General features: G+C 68.0%; 14 protein-coding genes. 8 read left to right on the forward strand and 6 right to left on the reverse strand.

The window, feature by feature from the left end; all coding sequences use genetic code 11:
* The first annotated feature begins 26 nt into the window (after positions 1 to 26).
* Together B1790_RS21970 and B1790_RS21975 are read left to right on the forward strand one after the other, a co-directional pair.
* Complete coding sequence (locus B1790_RS21970; RefSeq protein WP_079925482.1) at positions 27 to 1493, forward strand: PH domain-containing protein; 1467 nt, start codon at positions 27 to 29, stop codon at positions 1491 to 1493.
* A gap of 10 nt (positions 1494 to 1503) precedes the next feature.
* On the forward strand, positions 1504 to 2316 hold the full coding sequence (locus B1790_RS21975) for an HAD-IIA family hydrolase (RefSeq protein WP_079925483.1): 813 nt from the start codon (positions 1504 to 1506) through the stop codon (positions 2314 to 2316).
* Here the strand turns inward: B1790_RS21975 and B1790_RS21980 are convergent.
* Positions 2313 to 4007, reverse strand: a complete 1695-nt coding sequence (locus tag B1790_RS21980) for a DEAD/DEAH box helicase (RefSeq protein WP_079925370.1) — start codon at positions 4005 to 4007, stop codon at positions 2313 to 2315. The genes B1790_RS21975 and B1790_RS21980 overlap by 4 nt on opposite strands.
* A 262-nt stretch (positions 4008 to 4269) precedes the next feature.
* Between B1790_RS21980 and B1790_RS21985 the strand changes: the two genes are divergently transcribed.
* Complete coding sequence (locus tag B1790_RS21985; RefSeq protein WP_079925371.1) at positions 4270 to 5061, forward strand: polysaccharide deacetylase family protein; 792 nt, start codon at positions 4270 to 4272, stop codon at positions 5059 to 5061.
* 9 nt (positions 5062 to 5070) lie between these two features.
* On the opposite strand, the gene B1790_RS21990 is transcribed toward B1790_RS21985, so the two are convergent.
* Entirely contained in the window at positions 5071 to 5565 is a 495-nt protein-coding gene (locus B1790_RS21990; RefSeq protein ID WP_079925379.1) for a cupin domain-containing protein, read from the reverse strand.
* A 44-nt stretch (positions 5566 to 5609) separates the two neighbouring features.
* Between B1790_RS21990 and B1790_RS21995 the strand changes: the two genes are divergently transcribed.
* The gene (locus B1790_RS21995) at positions 5610 to 6356 is read left to right on the forward strand and encodes an acyl-[acyl-carrier-protein] thioesterase (RefSeq protein WP_079925381.1); all 747 of its coding nucleotides are present in this window, start codon (positions 5610 to 5612) and stop codon (positions 6354 to 6356) included.
* A 6-nt stretch (positions 6357 to 6362) separates the two neighbouring features.
* Here B1790_RS21995 and B1790_RS22000 read toward each other — a convergent pair whose 3' ends face one another.
* Complete coding sequence (locus B1790_RS22000; RefSeq protein ID WP_079925382.1) at positions 6363 to 7259, reverse strand: SDR family NAD(P)-dependent oxidoreductase; 897 nt, start codon at positions 7257 to 7259, stop codon at positions 6363 to 6365.
* Between the two features lie 35 nt (positions 7260 to 7294).
* Positions 7295 to 8197, reverse strand: a complete 903-nt coding sequence (locus B1790_RS22005) for an oxidoreductase (RefSeq protein WP_369832393.1) — start codon at positions 8195 to 8197, stop codon at positions 7295 to 7297.
* Positions 8198 to 8293: 96 nt separating this feature from the next.
* On the opposite strand from B1790_RS22005, the gene B1790_RS22010 reads away from it, so the two are divergent.
* The 3 genes from B1790_RS22010 (at position 8294) to B1790_RS22020 (ending at position 11636) form a co-directional block, all read left to right on the forward strand.
* Positions 8294 to 8851 (forward strand): TetR/AcrR family transcriptional regulator, encoded by a 558-nt coding sequence (locus tag B1790_RS22010; protein ID WP_079925485.1) that lies wholly within the window; start codon positions 8294 to 8296, stop codon positions 8849 to 8851.
* 181 nt (positions 8852 to 9032) lie between these two features.
* The gene (gene groL / locus B1790_RS22015) at positions 9033 to 10658 is read left to right on the forward strand and encodes a chaperonin GroEL (protein ID WP_056550795.1); all 1626 of its coding nucleotides are present in this window, start codon (positions 9033 to 9035) and stop codon (positions 10656 to 10658) included.
* A 144-nt stretch (positions 10659 to 10802) separates the two neighbouring features.
* Positions 10803 to 11636, forward strand: a complete 834-nt coding sequence (locus B1790_RS22020) for a DUF559 domain-containing protein (protein ID WP_079925384.1) — start codon at positions 10803 to 10805, stop codon at positions 11634 to 11636.
* 63 nt (positions 11637 to 11699) lie between these two features.
* On the opposite strand, the gene B1790_RS22025 is transcribed toward B1790_RS22020, so the two are convergent.
* Complete coding sequence (locus B1790_RS22025) at positions 11700 to 13010, reverse strand: MFS transporter (RefSeq protein ID WP_079925386.1); 1311 nt, start codon at positions 13008 to 13010, stop codon at positions 11700 to 11702.
* A gap of 209 nt (positions 13011 to 13219) precedes the next feature.
* On the opposite strand from B1790_RS22025, the gene B1790_RS22030 reads away from it, so the two are divergent.
* A complete protein-coding gene (locus B1790_RS22030; protein ID WP_142271445.1) occupies positions 13220 to 14539 on the forward strand; it encodes a hypothetical protein in 1320 nt (439 codons plus the stop codon).
* 52 nt (positions 14540 to 14591) lie between these two features.
* Here the strand turns inward: B1790_RS22030 and B1790_RS22035 are convergent, their stop codons facing one another.
* Positions 14592 to 15182, reverse strand: coding sequence for a TetR/AcrR family transcriptional regulator (locus B1790_RS22035; protein ID WP_079925390.1), 591 nt, complete (start codon positions 15180 to 15182; stop codon positions 14592 to 14594).
* Positions 15183 to 15230: the final 48 nt, after the last annotated feature.

Raw genomic sequence — 15230 nt, forward strand, 5'->3', positions numbered from 1 at the left:
TGCAGTGGCGCAGGCTCAGCCCCCGCATGCTGCTGGTCCACCCGGTGCACGAACTGCTGGGTCAACTGCCCCTGCTGATCGGCTCGGTGGTGCTCGGGTCGGCGACGGGCAACCAGATGTGGTCGGTTGCCGTGCTGGTGCTGCTGATCGTGTTCGGCGTTGCGCGCTGGTTCACCACCACCTATCGCATCGACGGCGAGCAGATCCAGCGCCGCGAGGGAGTGCTGCAGCGCACGGTGTCGTCGTTGCCGCGCAACAGGATTCGATCGGTGTCGACCGACGCCCGGCTGCTGCACCGGCTCCTGGGGTTGACCGTCGTCAAGGTCAGCACCGGCCAGGAGGTCAGGGGTGACGCGGAATTCGCCCTCGACGCCGTTCGGACGAGCGACGTGCCGGAGCTGCGGGCGATCCTGCTGGCCGACTCGCTGGCGGCGGACTCCCCAGCGGGGCCGCCGCTGGACCGGGTGATCGCCAGGTGGCAGCCGTCGTGGCTGCGCTACAGCCCCTTGAGCTTCACCGGTCTCGCGATGATCGCCGCCGCAATCGGGCTGGTGTATCAGACGGGAGCGGCTGTGGCACTGCAGGATTCGACGCTGGCCCGGGAGGGGGTCGACGCCGCCGAGCGCGTCGGGATCGTGGTCACCGTGGCGGTCGCCGTCGTCGTGGTGCTGGTGCTCTCGGTCGTGCTGTCGGTCGGCAGGTCCCTGGTGACGTTCGGCAATCTGGTGCTGTCACGGCGCGACGACCACGGCGGCGCGGGCGTCCTGCACCTCGAGCACGGCTTGCTGCGAGCCCGCGAGCACACCTTCGACATGCGCAGGCTGCGCGGCGGCACCATTCGGGAGCCGCTGCTGGTGCGAATGTTCGGCGGCGCCCGACTGGACGCGGTGATGACCGGGGTCAACGGATCGGGTGAGGCGTCGCTGCTGTTGCCGCCGTGCCCGGCGGACACGGTTGTGGGCGTGCTGACCGAGCTGATCGGACGACCCGACGTCGTCGGCGGTGACCTGCTCGGGCACGGTCGCGTCGCGACCCGTCGGCGGTGGACGCGAGCGCTGTCCATTCCCCTGCTGCTGGGGGTCGCCATGGCCGGGGCCACGTTCGTCGTCGCGATACCGCCTATCGCCTGGGTGGCGTGGGCGGTGGTGACGGTCGTCGCCGCGTTTCTGGCCGCCGATCGTGCGCGTGCGCTTGGTCACCGCAGCGGCGGTGGTTGGTTGGTGGCGAGGGCCGGGAGCCTGGAGCGCCGCCGCGACTGCATCGCCACGGCGGGCATCATCGGCTGGACGGTGCGTCAGACGTACTTTCAGCGGCGCGCGGGCGTTGCGACCTTGGTGGCGGCGACCGCAGCGGGCGTGAAGGGATACCGGGTGCTCGACGTTCCCGCGGAGCTGGCGTGGTCGGTGGCGGCGTCGGCGTCACCATGGCTCTACGACAACGACTGGGCCCGCGATCGACGGGGCCCGAGTTGCGCTGACACGTATGCCGTTTAACCTCGGCACCATGGCTATCGGTGGAGTGCTGTTCGACATCGATGGCGTCCTGGTGACGTCGTGGAAGCCCATCGAAGGTGCGGCGGACACGCTGCGGGTCCTCGCCGACCACCAGATCGCAAGGACGTACCTGACCAACACCACCACCAAGACCCGCGCTCAGATCGCCGAACTGTTGACCGAAGCCGGGATGGAGGTCGCCGCGGACGAGGTGATCACCGCGGCCGTGCTGACCGCCAACTACGTCAGAGACCGCTATCCAGGAGCCAAGTGCTTTCTGGTCAACAGCGGCCAGATCGCCGAGGACATGCACGGCGTCGACGTCGTCTACCCCCACCAGGTGACCGGTGCCAACCCGGACACCCCCGACGTCGTCCTGCTTGGCGGCGCCGGATCGGAGTACGACCACGTCACGCTGAGTCGGGTCTACGACTGGATGGCGCGGGGAGTTCCGGTCGTGGCGATGCACCGCAGCACGGCGTGGAACACCACCGAGGGGCTGCGCGTCGACACCGGCATGTACCTCATCGGCATGGAGCAGACGTCGGGTCGCAAGGTCACCGCCGTCGGCAAGCCCGCGCCGGAGGGCTTCCTCGCCGCGGCGGGCAGGCTCGGCGTCGACCCGGAGGAGATGTACGTCGTCGGCGACGACCTCAACAACGACGTCCTCGCCGGGCAGGTGGTTGGCATGGCCGGCGTGCTGGTGCGCACCGGGAAGTTTCGGCAGGACACGTTGGATCGTTGGGCGGCAGACGAATTCGCCATGCAGCCCAACTACGTCATCGACTCGGTTGCAGACCTGCCGGAGCTGTTGGGGCTCTAGGCCCGCAGCGAGCGGACCGCCTCGATGCGCGCCGTGATCTGGTCGGAGTTGGCCGCCGCCAACACCGGCCCGCCGCAGATCCGGCGCAGCTCGTTGTGAATCCAGCCGTGCGGCTTGCCGGTGCGATGATGCGCGAGGGTCACCAGAGCGTTGAGTTCACGACGCAGATCGCGCAGCTGACCATGGGTGGTTGACCGCACCGGAACCGTGCCGCCTGCGGCCGTCCGCTTGTCGAGCTGCTCTTCCTGCCTGCGCCGCAACAGATCTCGCATCTGCGTTGAGTCCAGGAGGCCGGGGATGCCGAGGTAGTCGGCCTCCTCGTCGCTGCCCGACGGCGTCGCCGTGCCGAATGACGAGCCGTCGAAGATGACCTGATCCAATTCGGCTTCCGCGCCGAGCATCTCGAAGCCGTTGTCCAGCTCGCTCGGCTCGTTCTTCTGCTTCTCTTCGTACTCCTCGTCCCACTCGTCGCCTTGGGACTCGCGATGCGGCTTTCCGAGCACGTGGTTGCGCTGCGCCTCCATCTCGCTGGCCAGCTGCAACAAGTTGGGCACCGACGGCAAGAAGATGCTCGCGGTCTCGCCGGGGCGGCGGGAGCGCACGTAGCGGCCGATGGCCTGGGCGAAGAACAACGGGGTCGACGCGCTGGTCGCGTAGACGCCCACCGTCAGCCGGGGCACGTCGACGCCTTCGGACACCATGCGTACCGCGACGAGCCAGCGGCTGGTGCCCTGGGAGTACGCGGTGATGCGATCCGAGGACCCGGGGTCGTCGGACAGCACGACCGTCGGCGCCTCGCCGGTGATGGTGGTGAGCAGGCCGGCGTAGGCCCTGGCCGCCGTCTGGTCCGAGGCGATGATCATGCCGCCGGCGTCCGGGACGTGCTGGCGCTTCTGCTGCAGTCGTTTGTCGGCTGCGGCGATCACGGCGGGCATCCACTCACCCGCCGGGTTGAGCACCGTGCGCCACGCGCGGGCGGTCTGTTCGGCGTTGAGCGGTTCGCCGAGGCGGGCGGCGTGTTCTTCGCCTGCGCTGTCGCGCCACCGAGATTCACCCGAATAGGCCAGGAAGACGACCGGCCGCACCACTCCGTCGGCCAGCGCGTCGGCGTAGCCGTAGACGTGGTCGGCCTGCGAACGTTCGAGACCGTCGGGCCCCCGCTCGTAGTTGACGAACGGGATGGGGCTGTCGTCGCTGCGGAACGGTGTACCGGTCAGCGACAGCCTGCGCGTCGCGTCGTCGAACGCCTCGCGAATCGCCTCGCCCCAACTCTTGGCGTCGCCGCCGTGGTGGATTTCGTCGAACACGACCAGGGTCTTGCGGTTCTCGGTGCGCACCCGGTGACGTCCCGGGTGGCTGGCCACCTGTGCATAGGTGACGACGACGCCGTGGTACTCGTCGGAGTTGTGGGCCGAGCTGTTGCTGAACTTGGGGTCCAAGTTGATGCCGAGCGTGGCGGCCGACTTCGCCCACTGAATCTTGAGGTGTTCGGTGGGCACCACGATCGTGATGCGTTCGACGGTGCCGTCGCCGAGCAGTTCCCCGGCAATGCGCAGCGCAAAGGTCGTCTTACCCGCGCCAGGGGTCGCCACCGCGAGGAAGTCCCGAGGCGCTGCCGTCAGATACTTCACCATGGCCCGACGTTGCCAGCCCCGCAACGCTTGGGTGCTGGGCGCTGCATAACCCTGCACCCGGAGACTCCTATCTGATCGAAGGGCAGTCTAGGGCAAGGGGTTACGTGATCGCATTCCCGCAGGGCGTGTCCTGTGGATAGCCAGGCGTGTCACCGTCGCAAAGCGCACGTGAACCCTGCGCCAGGAGGCGTGACTGCGACGGTCGCCGCGGCGAGTCCGACGGCGCCGAGCAAATTGGCCGGATGGTCGACAACGGTCGTCCAGGGGTTTGCCACCTCGCTGGCATAGAGGGCTCAGGCTGCCCGCCTACGGTTCGCCCATGGTCACCCGCAGGACGTTCCTGACGACGCTGACGGGCGCGGCTGTCGTGGTGGGGACGGGCGTCCATATGCCCGCGGCGGCCGCTGCGTCGGGCATGGGCCCCAGCGCGGTGCCTGTGGCGGATCTCGCCCGTCAACCGACGCAGTGGGGGATGTCCCTGCCGGGGATCGTGACGACGTTCAGTCCGACCGGGCGCCAGCTCGCCCTGACCTTCGACGCCTGCGACCGGGCGTGTGACGACGGGTTGCTGGACACCCTCCAACGCAACGGCGTCCCGGCGCTGCTGTTCGTGTGTTCGAAGTGGATCGACGCGAATCCGGGTCGAACCGAGCAGTTGGCCGCCAATCCACTGTTCGAGATCGGGAACCACGGCACTCGACACGTCCCCCTGTCGGTCACCGGGCGGTCGGCCTACGGCATCGCGGGCACGGGGTCAGCGAGCGAGGTGGTCGACGAGGTGTCCGGCGAACAGGCCCGGCTGACGGCGCTGACCGGCAAGGCGCCGACCTTCTTCCGTACGGGCACCGCGCACTACGACGACGTCGCCGTGCAGATCGTTCACGACCTGGGTCTGACCCCGGTCGGCTTCTCGGTCAACGCCGACGCCGGTGCGACGGCGCCTGCCGCCGCGGTGAGCGCCGCGATCGCGCACGCGGCGCCGGGGTCGATCGTGCTGGCCCACGTGAACCACCCCCGCTCGGGCACCGGCGCCGGCGTCGCCGCCGCAGTTCCGGCGATGCTGGCGGCCGGATGGCAGTTCGTCCCGCTGGCCGGCCAAGCGCTTCGGTGAGTTGACCGCTCAGACGAAGTGGTTGTCGTTGGCGAAGAACCACGCCGCGCGTTCCTCGTCGGTCAGCTCACCAAGGTGTGCCAGTCCCTCGAAGTATTGCTCCCGTGGTGCGCCAGGGGCGAACAACATCAGGATCGACGCCGGTTCGTCGGCCTCGTTGCGGAAGCCGTGGATGCCGCCGGGCGGCACGTAGAGGAAGTCGCCTTGGTGTCCGTCGACCCAGTCCTTGCCGTCGTGGAGCCGCATCCGCCCGGACAGGACGAAGAACGATTCGGACATGGCGCGGTGGAAGTGCGGCCCCGGTCCGCCCGCCTTGGCGGCGAGGTCGACGCGGTACAGCCCGTAGTCGCCGTCGGTCTTCTTCTGGTCGGCGAGGTAGTGGTACTGAACGAGCCCGAAGGAGTCGTGGTCGGCGGGTTGGTCGGCGCGGCGCAGCGACGCGGAGACCTCCGGTTCGTCCTCGGTGTAGCGGGCCGGGGGATAGGGCGGCACGATCAGCGACACGCCTGCCAGTCTGCTCGATCTCCGCCGGGGGTAGACAGGATTCGATGACCAACGCCGAACGACCGCTGAGCCCGCTACCCACCGCCGGCTACGTCTACCAGACGTCGTGGCCGGTGGCGACCGGTGACGTCGACGACCAGTTGCGGCTCCGCCTGGACGGGGTGGCCCGCTACATCCAGGAGGCCGGCGCGGAGAACCTCGTCGACGCCGGCGAAGCCGAAGCCCACCCGCACTGGATCGTCAACCGCACCGTCGTCGACGTGCACGAGGCGATCGAATGGCCCACCGAGGTCACCCTGCGGCGGTGGTGTTCGGCGCTGTCGTCGCGGTGGTGCACCATGCGCGTCGACCTCGTCGGCGCCGAGGGAGGGCGCATCGAGACCGAGGGATTCTGGATCGCGATCAACGAGAAGACCCTCACCCCGTTGCGGGTCTCGGACAGCCTGATCGCGAAGTTCGCCACCACGACCACCGAACACCGGCTCAAGTGGGGCAAGTGGCTCGCCGACCCCGGCGACGTGGACACCACCATGGCATTTCCGTTGCGCCGCACCGACGTCGACGTCTTTCAGCACGTCACCAACACCGCGTACTGGCACGCCATCCACGAGGTGATGGCGCTTGAGCCCGACGTCTGTGTCCCGCCCTACCGGGCGGTGGTCGAATACCGCCGACCCATTCAGTACGGGGAGGACGTCACCATCGGCTACGTGCGGCGCGGCGACGACGTCCACATCGGCTTGAGCGTCGGCGCGGACGTGCGCGCCGCGGCGCTGTTGCGCAAGCTGTAGACGGGGCTAGACCGGGAAGGTCACGCCCGTCAGCTCCTCGGACACCGTCCACAGTCGGCGTTGCAGGGCGAGGTCGTGTGAGCGGTCGCTGGAGGAGACGATCTTCGGGTAGCCGCGTGTCTCGCCGAAACCGTCGGGACCGTAGTACTCGCCGCCGAGGACGCCGGGATCGGTTGCCGCCCGCAGCGTGGGCAGCGCACCCATCGCGGGCGACTGCCCGATCAGCGGGACGACCAGATTGAAGATCGGCAGCAGCGGGGCAGGCACGTTGCGGCCCAGTTCGGTATTCGAACCGCCGGGGTGAGCGGCCGCGGCAAGCGTCGTGCCGTGGTGGGCGAGCCGTCGCTGCAGTTCGTAGGTGAACATCAAATTGGCGAGTTTGGCCTGGCCGTAGGCCCGGACCCGGTGGTAGCCGTTGTCCCACTGCAGGTCGTCGAAGTGGATGTCGGCGAGGATGCGATGGCCGAGGCTACTGACCGTGACCACACGCGAACCCGCCACCGGGAGGAGCCGCTCGAGTAGTAGTCCGGTCAGCGCGAAGTGCCCGAGATGGTTCGTGCCGAACTGGAGCTCGAAGCCGTCCTTGGTGGTGGCTTTCGGTGTCCACATGACCCCGGCGTTGTTGACCAGCAGGTCGAGGTGGTCGAACCGGGACTTCAGTTCGTCGGCGGCGGTGCGGACCGAGGCCAGGGACGTCAGGTCGAGCTCGACGACCGAGACGTCGCCACCGATGCGTGCGGCGGCCTGCTTGCCCTTCTCGAGGTTGCGTACGGCGAGGACGACGTGGGCGCCGTTGGCGGCGAGCGCCGCAGCTGTCTCATAGCCCAGGCCGGTGTTGGCTCCGGTGACGACGGCGATGCGACCGGTCTGGTCGGGGATGTCAGCGGTGGTCCAATTGCTCATGAGTGGTTCCTCGAGTCGGGGTGGATGTAGGGGTTTTAGGACGCGGGCGGCAGGTCGAACGTCACGCCGGTGAGTTCCTCGGACACCGTCCACAGCCGGCGTTGAACGGAGGTGTCGTGCGAGCGGCGGTTCGACGAGACCACCTTGGGGTTGCCGCGCATCTCCATGAACCCACCTGGGCCGACGTACTGGCCGCCGGTGATACCGAGGTCGGTCGCCGCGCGCAGGGACGGCAGGGCTCCCGTCTCGGTGTCCTGCTCCAATGCCCCGAAGGCCGCCTTCAGTGGGCCAGGGAGGTGGCGGCTCAGTTCCGAGCTTGAGCCGCCGGGATGGGCGGCGACGGCGACGGCGTTGCCGCCTGCCAGCCTGCGCTGCAGCTCGTAGGTGAACAGAAGGTTGGCCAGCTTGGACTGTCCGTAGGCGCTGAAGCGGTTGTAGCCGCGTTCGGACTGCAGGTCGTCGAAGCGGACGCGGCCGAAGCGGTGGCCGATGCTGCTGACGGTGACGACTCGGGAACCGGGGTTGACCAGCAGCAGGTCCAGCAGCCGGCCGGTGAGCGCGAAGTGGCCAAGGTGGTTGGTGCCGAACTGGAGCTCGAAGCCGTCCTTCGTCGTCCCCTGGGGCGTCATCATGACTCCCGCGTTGTTGACCAGGAGGTCGACGCGGTCGAGCGCGGCGTGCAGTTGGTCGGCTGCCTCGTGGACGGAGGCGAGCGACGTGAGGTCGAGCTGCTGCACGGTGACGTCGGCGCCGGGGGTGCGCCTGGCGATCAGGTCGGCGGCGGCCTTGCCCTTGTCCAGGTTGCGGACGGCGAGCACGACGTGGGCTCCCTTGGCGGCGAGTGCGGCGGCCGTCTCGTAACCGAGGCCGGTGTTGGCCCCCGTGATGACGGCGGTGCGACCGCCTTGGTCGGGAATGTCGCCGATGGTCCAACGCATGATGGCCTCCTGGGTAAGATCGAACCGGAACGTGCACTCCGGTTGTTGAGAACTATACGGAACGCACACTCCGTTTTGTCAACCGAAGGAGGCATGATGACCGAAACCGCTCGGCCGATGCGTGCCGACGCCGCCCGCAACCGGGCCCGGGTGCTCGAAGTGGCCTACGAAACCTTCGCCGCCGAAGGGGTGGCCGTCCCCATCGACGAGATCGCTCGTCGCGCGGGCGTCGGCGCGGGCACGGTGTACCGGCACTTCCCCACCAAGGAAGCCCTCTTTCAGGCCGTCTTCGAAGACCGGGTGCGCCACATCGTCGACGACGGACGGGCGCTGGTGGCGTCCGAGGGGCCCGGCGAGGCGCTCTACGCCTTCATGCGGGGCATGCTGCAGACCGGTACCGCCGACCACGGCCTATTCGACGCACTGGCCAGTTACGGCTTCGACGTCGAGGCCGCCACGACGGGCGCGGAGAAGGAATTCCTCGGCGTGCTCGACGAGTTGTTGGCAGCCGCCCAGGCGGCGGGCACGGTGCGGGCCGACGTCGGCGTGCCGGAGGTCAAGGCGCTGCTGATGGTCTGCAAGTCCAACTACGAGTACGGCAACGGGGTCGCCGAGCGGGTCGTGGACGTCATCATCGACGGTCTGCGGGCATAAGCGAACCTTGCACTCGCCATGGCCGAGTGCTAAAAATGACGTTGGCACTCGCGATCGGTGAGTGCTAGGTCGGGACGGTGAGACTGGGGCCGCAACTGCGGTCGCACACTCCAGTCGTCCGTCGCGGGCACTGAGCCCGACCGAGATACGTGCCATCCCCAATCCGGAGGAACACTTCGCAATGGCCAAGACAATTGCGTATGACGAAGAGGCCCGCCGCGGCCTCGAGCGGGGCCTCAACGCCCTCGCCGACGCGGTAAAGGTGACGCTCGGCCCCAAGGGTCGCAACGTCGTCCTGGAGAAGAAGTGGGGCGCCCCCACGATCACCAACGATGGTGTTTCCATCGCCAAGGAGATCGAGCTGGAGGACCCGTACGAGAAGATCGGCGCAGAGCTGGTCAAGGAAGTCGCCAAGAAGACTGACGACGTCGCGGGCGACGGCACCACCACCGCAACCGTGCTGGCCCAGGCGCTCGTGCGCGAGGGACTGCGCAACGTTGCGGCAGGCGCCAACCCGCTCGGCCTCAAGCGCGGCATCGAGAAGGCCGTCGAGAAGGTCACCGAGACCCTGCTGGCTCAGGCCAAGGCCATCGAGACCAAGGAACAGATCGCTGCCACCGCCGGCATCTCCGCCGGTGACCAGTCCATCGGCGATCTGATCGCCGAAGCCATGGACAAGGTCGGCAACGAGGGTGTCATCACCGTCGAGGAGTCCAACACCTTCGGACTGCAGCTCGAGCTCACCGAGGGCATGCGCTTCGACAAGGGCTACATCTCGGGCTACTTCGTGACTGACGCCGAGCGTCAGGAAGCCGTCCTTGAAGAGCCGTACATCCTGCTGGTCAGCTCCAAGGTCTCGACCGTCAAGGACCTGCTGCCGCTGCTGGAGAAGATCATCCAGTCCGGCAAGCCGTTGCTGATCATCGCCGAGGACGTCGAGGGCGAAGCCCTTTCCACCCTGGTGGTCAACAAGATCCGTGGCACCTTCAAGTCCGTCGCCGTCAAGGCGCCCGGCTTCGGTGACCGTCGCAAGGCCATGCTGCAGGACATCGCCATCCTCACCGGTGGTCAGGTCATCAGCGAAGAGGTCGGACTGTCCCTCGAGACCGCCGACGTCGCGCTGCTCGGCAAGGCCGACAAGGTCGTCATCACCAAGGACGAGACCACTCTCGTCGGTGGCGCCGGCGACGCCGAGGCCATCGCGGGCCGGGTCTCGCAGATCCGTGCCGAGATCGAGAACAGTGACTCCGACTACGACCGCGAGAAGCTGCAGGAGCGCCTGGCCAAGCTGGCCGGCGGTGTTGCGGTGATCAAGGCCGGAGCTGCCACCGAGGTGGAGCTCAAGGAGCGCAAGCACCGCATCGAGGACGCCGTTCGCAACGCGAAGGCTGCCGTCGAAGAGGGCATCGTCGCCGGTGGCGGCGTGGCCCTGCTGCAGGCGGCCCCGTCGCTGGACGAGCTCAAGCTCGAGGGTGACGAGGCAACCGGCGCGAACATCGTGCGCGTCGCGCTGTCGGCACCGCTCAAGCAGATCGCCTTCAACGGTGGTCTCGAGCCTGGTGTCGTGGCCGAGAAGGTCTCCAACCTGCCCGCGGGTCACGGCCTCAACGCCGCGACCAACGTGTACGAGGACCTGCTCAAGGCCGGCGTCGCAGACCCGGTCAAGGTGACGCGCTCGGCGCTGCAGAACGCAGCCTCGATCGCGGCGCTGTTCCTCACCACCGAGGCCGTCGTCGCCGACAAGCCGGAGAAGGCGTCCGCTCCCGCGGGCGACCCGACCGGTGGCATGGGCGGCATGGACTTCTAAGTCCCAGTACGAAAGGGAGCCCGGCGTCGCGTGCGACGCCGGGCTCCTTCGTGTTCATCCACAGTGTGGGTCTCGTGCACAGCTTCGCCCCGATTGCCGTACGCGGGGCCCACAGTCGTCGGAGACCGCCGCGACGGTCTCGGCATGGAACCCTTCATCGGCAGCACGGCCATCCGCAACGGCGCCCTGACCCGTCGCTCCCTCGCCCGCGACAACGTTGCCATCCATCGCGACGTGTACCTGCCACGCGACGTCGAGATGACGGCCTTGATACGAGCTCGTGCCGCGTGGCTGGCTACCGGCGCGACGCTATGTGGGTCGTCAGCCGCCGCGGTGCTCGGCACGAAATGGCTCGACCCGTCGGAGCCGGCGGAGGTCGTCCGGGCGGATCGACACTCGCCCGTCGGCATCGTCGTGCACACGTGGGGCCTCATTCCTGCTGACGTGTGTCGCCTCCGCGGCATGGACGTCACGACACCCGCGCGCACAGCGTTCGACATCGGTCGCACGCGTCCGCTCGATCAGGCGATCGCCGCCGTCGACGCCTTGCTCAAGGCCACGCGCATCACGCCGCCGGACGTCGTCGTGGTCGCCGACGCACATCCCGGCGCCCGTGGTGTGGCCCGGTTGCGTCGTGTGCTCGACCTCGTCGACGGTGGCGCGGAGTCTCCGCAGGAGAGCAGGGTTCGGCTGCTCATCGTCCGCGGCGGGCTGCCCCGACCCGAGACGCAGATCGAGTTTCCGACCCTGCACATTCGGGTCGACATGGGATGGCGTCAGTGGAAGGTCGCGGTCGAATACGACGGAGTTCAGCACTGGACCGACAGCAGACAGCGGGCCTGGGACATCGAGCGCATCGCCCTGTTGGAGGCGGCGGGCTGGGTGGTGATTCGGGTCAGCGGCGGCATGTTGGCGCGGCCTCACGCCATCCTCGAGCGAATTCGCAGCCAGCTGCGCGCCCGTGGCTGCCTCGTCTAGGGCCGACTGTGGTGGTTGCGTACGCCTTCGGCGCGATCGGCGTACGCAACCCCCACACTCGCGCTAGAGGTCGGCGAGTGCCCGCGGCTTGAGTAGCAGCGTTGCGACGACGGCGATCGCCGCGGTCGCGACCAGGTAGCCGCAGGCGAGCCACGGCGCACCGCCCGCAACGCCGATCAACGCCGTGAGGATCAGCGGCGTCAACCCTGAGGCGTACACGCCGGACAGCTGATAGACCGTCGACAAGCCGGTGTAGCGGATCCGGGCCGGGAACAGCGACGCGTACAGCGTGCCCTGCGCGCCGTAGAAGACGGCGTGGACGACGCCGAACACCGCCACCATTCCAAGCGCGTAAAGCCAGATGTCCCTGGTGTCGAAGAGGGCGAAGACCGGAAACACGGCAACACCGTAGGCGCCAATTCCGATGGCGTAGATCCGCTTCGGGCCGAATCGATCGGCCAACAAGCCCGACACGGGGATGAGGACCGCCATCAGCAGCGCGGCGACGGTCACCGTGACCAACACCGGAATCTTGTCGAGCTTCAAAGTGCCGGTCGCATAGGAGATGGCGAAGACGCCCCAGGTGTTGAAGGCGGCACCCTCACCCCAGCGCGACAGCATTCCCAAGACGGTCGACCGCAGCGCCGGCGGCTTGAACACCTCTCGCAGTGGCACCGCGGCCCGGTCGCCACTGTCGCGCACCTTCTCGAAGGCGGGTGTCTCGGTGGCCTTCAGCCGGACCACGATGCCGAAGACGACCAGCACGATGCTGAACAGGAACGCGATACGCCACCCGTACGCCAGGAAGGCGTCGGCGGGCAGCGCGTACTGCAGGAGTGCGAAGACGCCTGTGCCCAAGGCCAATCCGAGGGCAAGCCCGACCTGCGGGATGCTGCCGAACAGGCCACGCCGCCGCGGCGGGCCGTGCTCCACGGCGAGAAGGACCGCACCCGCCCACTCGCCGCCGAGGGCAAAGCCCTGCACGATCCGCAGGAGGAGCAACAGGATGGGCGCGAGGACGCCGATCTGGGCAGCCGTGGGCAGCAGGCCCATCAGTGCGGTCGCTGCACCCATCAGGAACATGGTGAACGCCAGCGTCTTCTTGCGTCCGATGCGGTCGCCGACGTGGCCGAATACGAAGCCTCCGATGGGGCGCACCAGGAAGCCGACGGCGAAGGTGGCGAACGACAGCATGGTGCCGACGAAGGTCGTCTGATCCGGGAAGAACGCCTTGTTGAACACCAGGCTCGCGGCGGTGGCGTAGAGGAAGAAGTCGTACCACTCGATGGTGGTGCCGACCAGGCTGGCCCACAGCGCGGTGCGCGCCTGCGGTGAGATGGCGGGGGCCTCGTCGTCGGCCGCCGGGGCGTTCATGACAGTCACGGGGGTCAATCACCTCACGCCTGACGAGCGGCGGCCACCGTTGCGCGCACGGTGATCCGAAGTCGGGGTGAAAAACAAGATCAAAGAATCTTCGTGAACGTCAGTAATGCACGCGTTGGCGTCGTACGATCCGGTCGGCGGCAGGGGGCCGTCGGCTTGCGGTGTGGTGCCGCGGGTGACTTTTCGGGGGAAAACTCGTCATGAACGCATCCGTTCGTCCTTTGCCAACCAAGCTTGCCGCCGCGTTCTTGGCCGCCGGCGTGATCTCGACCGGCGCCCTCATCGCGCCGGACAAGGCGCCGCTGCCCGTCGTCTCAGCCGACGTGGCGAACGCGTCGGTGATCACCGACGCGTTGTATCGACTCGGTGACGCCGTGGTCGGCGGGGCCTACGGCTACGCGATCACGCAGGACGCAGGTTCGTCGCTTTCGTTCGACGTTGCGACGGCCTTTACCATCGCCGCGCAGAACCCGTCGCTGGCGCCGAGCCTGCTGAGTTGGTTGGTCAACCGATACTCCAACCCGTCCTACGGCTACGGATACTTCACGTACCCGTCAGACTTCAGGGAGTACTCGCTCGACGTAATCGCGGGTGCGTTGCCGTTCCCGCTGGGCCCGGCGGGCGCCGATCCGGGCGTGATCATCAACGCCGCCAACGCGATTGCCGAGGCGGTCGGCGGGTTCCTCGGCGGCGTGCTGCCCAACCCGGCTGCGGGTCTCGCCGCGACGGACGCGTTCTGGGCAACAGACGCGGGCAAGACGGTCGTCGCCGCCAACCTCGCCGTCACCGCGCCGGTGTGGGCGTTGTACAGCACCGCCTACTACCTCGGATACCTGCCGGCCGATCTCGAGGCGACGATCGAGTCGGCGATCCAGAATCCCACCGAGATTCCGGGATTGCTGAGCAACCTGGTCTACGGCTTGGTGTCGTCCGACGGACTCGTTGGTGATCTGATCGCGAACTTGTCGGCACCGATGCGCGCGCTGCCCGGTCCGGTCGGAGTGCTGGCCCAAAACGTCGTCGCCTCGGTGAACGCCGGCATCGACAACCTGCTGTCGGTTCTGCCTGCGCCGATCGAGCCGACGCCATTCCCGTCGGCGTCATCCAACGTGAACAGGGTGGTGGACACGAGCGCCGAGCGGAAGGTGAGCTCGCTACCGGACTCGTCGGTGACGCTCGACAACGTCGTGACGCTGAATACGCCTGAGTCGGTAGACAACCCGGTGGCGCCCTCGAGTGAGGATTCGCAACTGCCGAACGCGGGCGGCACGACCACCGGCCTCGTCAAGACCAACGATTCCGGACCACAGCTCAACGTCGTGCGGGACTCCGTGAAGGTCAAGCCCGGTGACACGTTTGCGGGCGCAGGCACCGTCACGGGGGCCGACCCCGAGGCCGAGACCGTCACCACCGACACCGATCCTGACACCACGACCACACCGAGCGATCCGCAGGGCTCCGCGGACGTCGGTGCCGGTACGGAGTCGGGCGCCGGCGACGCCTCGGCAAGCGCTTCCTGACACGCCTCGACGGGCCCGGCCGCCGCGGTGACCGGGTTCGGTCGGCCGGTGGTCAGATTTCGCAGCCCGTGACCGCGCGGGCATAGGAGTACAGGCACAGCTTTACCTCGTCACGGCTGCGGCGCCCGGACAGCACCTCCATCTGGTAGCCGTCCTCCATGGCGACGACGTTGCCTGCGAGCATCCGTGGGGGATCGCTCAGGATGAAGTGCCCCTGGGTCTCACCGAGGGTGAAAATTGCGCTGTAGACCGCGATCTGGCGTTCGGAGAGAGATGAGTCCAACGCGGCGGCCTTGGGATCGCGCAATGAGCGTGGCCAGAACTCGAACAGTAACCGCACCAGTTCGTCGTCGGGGCCGGTGGCCACTCCGTGGTCGATGCTGGCGCGCAACCGGTCGCGGGCGTCGGGGAACCGTTCGGCAACGCGTTCGCGCTCCTGGCTGAAGCGCTCGATGGCCTGCTTGTAGGTGTCGTATGTCAGCGCGTCCACGTCGCCGTAGTAAAGCACTGCCGCCGGAGTGACGCCTGCGTGCTCGGCGATGTCGCGCAGGCGCACCCCCTCCAGGCCGCGAGTCAGCACGGCCCGCCGCACGGCATCGCCGAGCTCGACTCGACGGGCTTCCTGGTCCTTCTTCCGTGCCACTGGCTATGTCCTTCGCCGCAGGAATCGTTATAGCGAGGTTCAAAGCAT

This window comes from Mycobacterium sp. AT1, assembly GCF_002043095.1.
Lineage (GTDB): Bacteria > Actinomycetota > Actinomycetes > Mycobacteriales > Mycobacteriaceae > Mycobacterium.

Bases quoted from the DNA above. Each gene is read 5' to 3' on its own strand.
- B1790_RS21970 (WP_079925482.1), top strand. From the start codon at position 27: ATGCTGCTGGTCCACCCGGTGCACGAACTGCTGGGTCAACTGCCCCTG.
- B1790_RS21975 (WP_079925483.1), top strand. From the start codon at position 1,504: ATGGCTATCGGTGGAGTGCTGTTCGACATCGATGGCGTCCTGGTGACG.
- B1790_RS21985 (WP_079925371.1), top strand. From the start codon at position 4,270: ATGGTCACCCGCAGGACGTTCCTGACGACGCTGACGGGCGCGGCTGTC.
- B1790_RS21995 (WP_079925381.1), top strand. From the start codon at position 5,610: ATGACCAACGCCGAACGACCGCTGAGCCCGCTACCCACCGCCGGCTAC.
- B1790_RS22000 (WP_079925382.1), bottom strand. From the start codon at position 7,259: ATGAGCAATTGGACCACCGCTGACATCCCCGACCAGACCGGTCGCATC.
- B1790_RS22005 (WP_369832393.1), bottom strand. From the start codon at position 8,197: ATGCGTTGGACCATCGGCGACATTCCCGACCAAGGCGGTCGCACCGCC.
- B1790_RS22010 (WP_079925485.1), top strand. From the start codon at position 8,294: ATGACCGAAACCGCTCGGCCGATGCGTGCCGACGCCGCCCGCAACCGG.
- groL (WP_056550795.1), top strand. From the start codon at position 9,033: ATGGCCAAGACAATTGCGTATGACGAAGAGGCCCGCCGCGGCCTCGAG.
- B1790_RS22020 (WP_079925384.1), top strand. From the start codon at position 10,803: ATGGAACCCTTCATCGGCAGCACGGCCATCCGCAACGGCGCCCTGACC.
- B1790_RS22025 (WP_079925386.1), bottom strand. From the start codon at position 13,010: ATGAACGCCCCGGCGGCCGACGACGAGGCCCCCGCCATCTCACCGCAG.
- B1790_RS22030 (WP_142271445.1), top strand. From the start codon at position 13,220: ATGAACGCATCCGTTCGTCCTTTGCCAACCAAGCTTGCCGCCGCGTTC.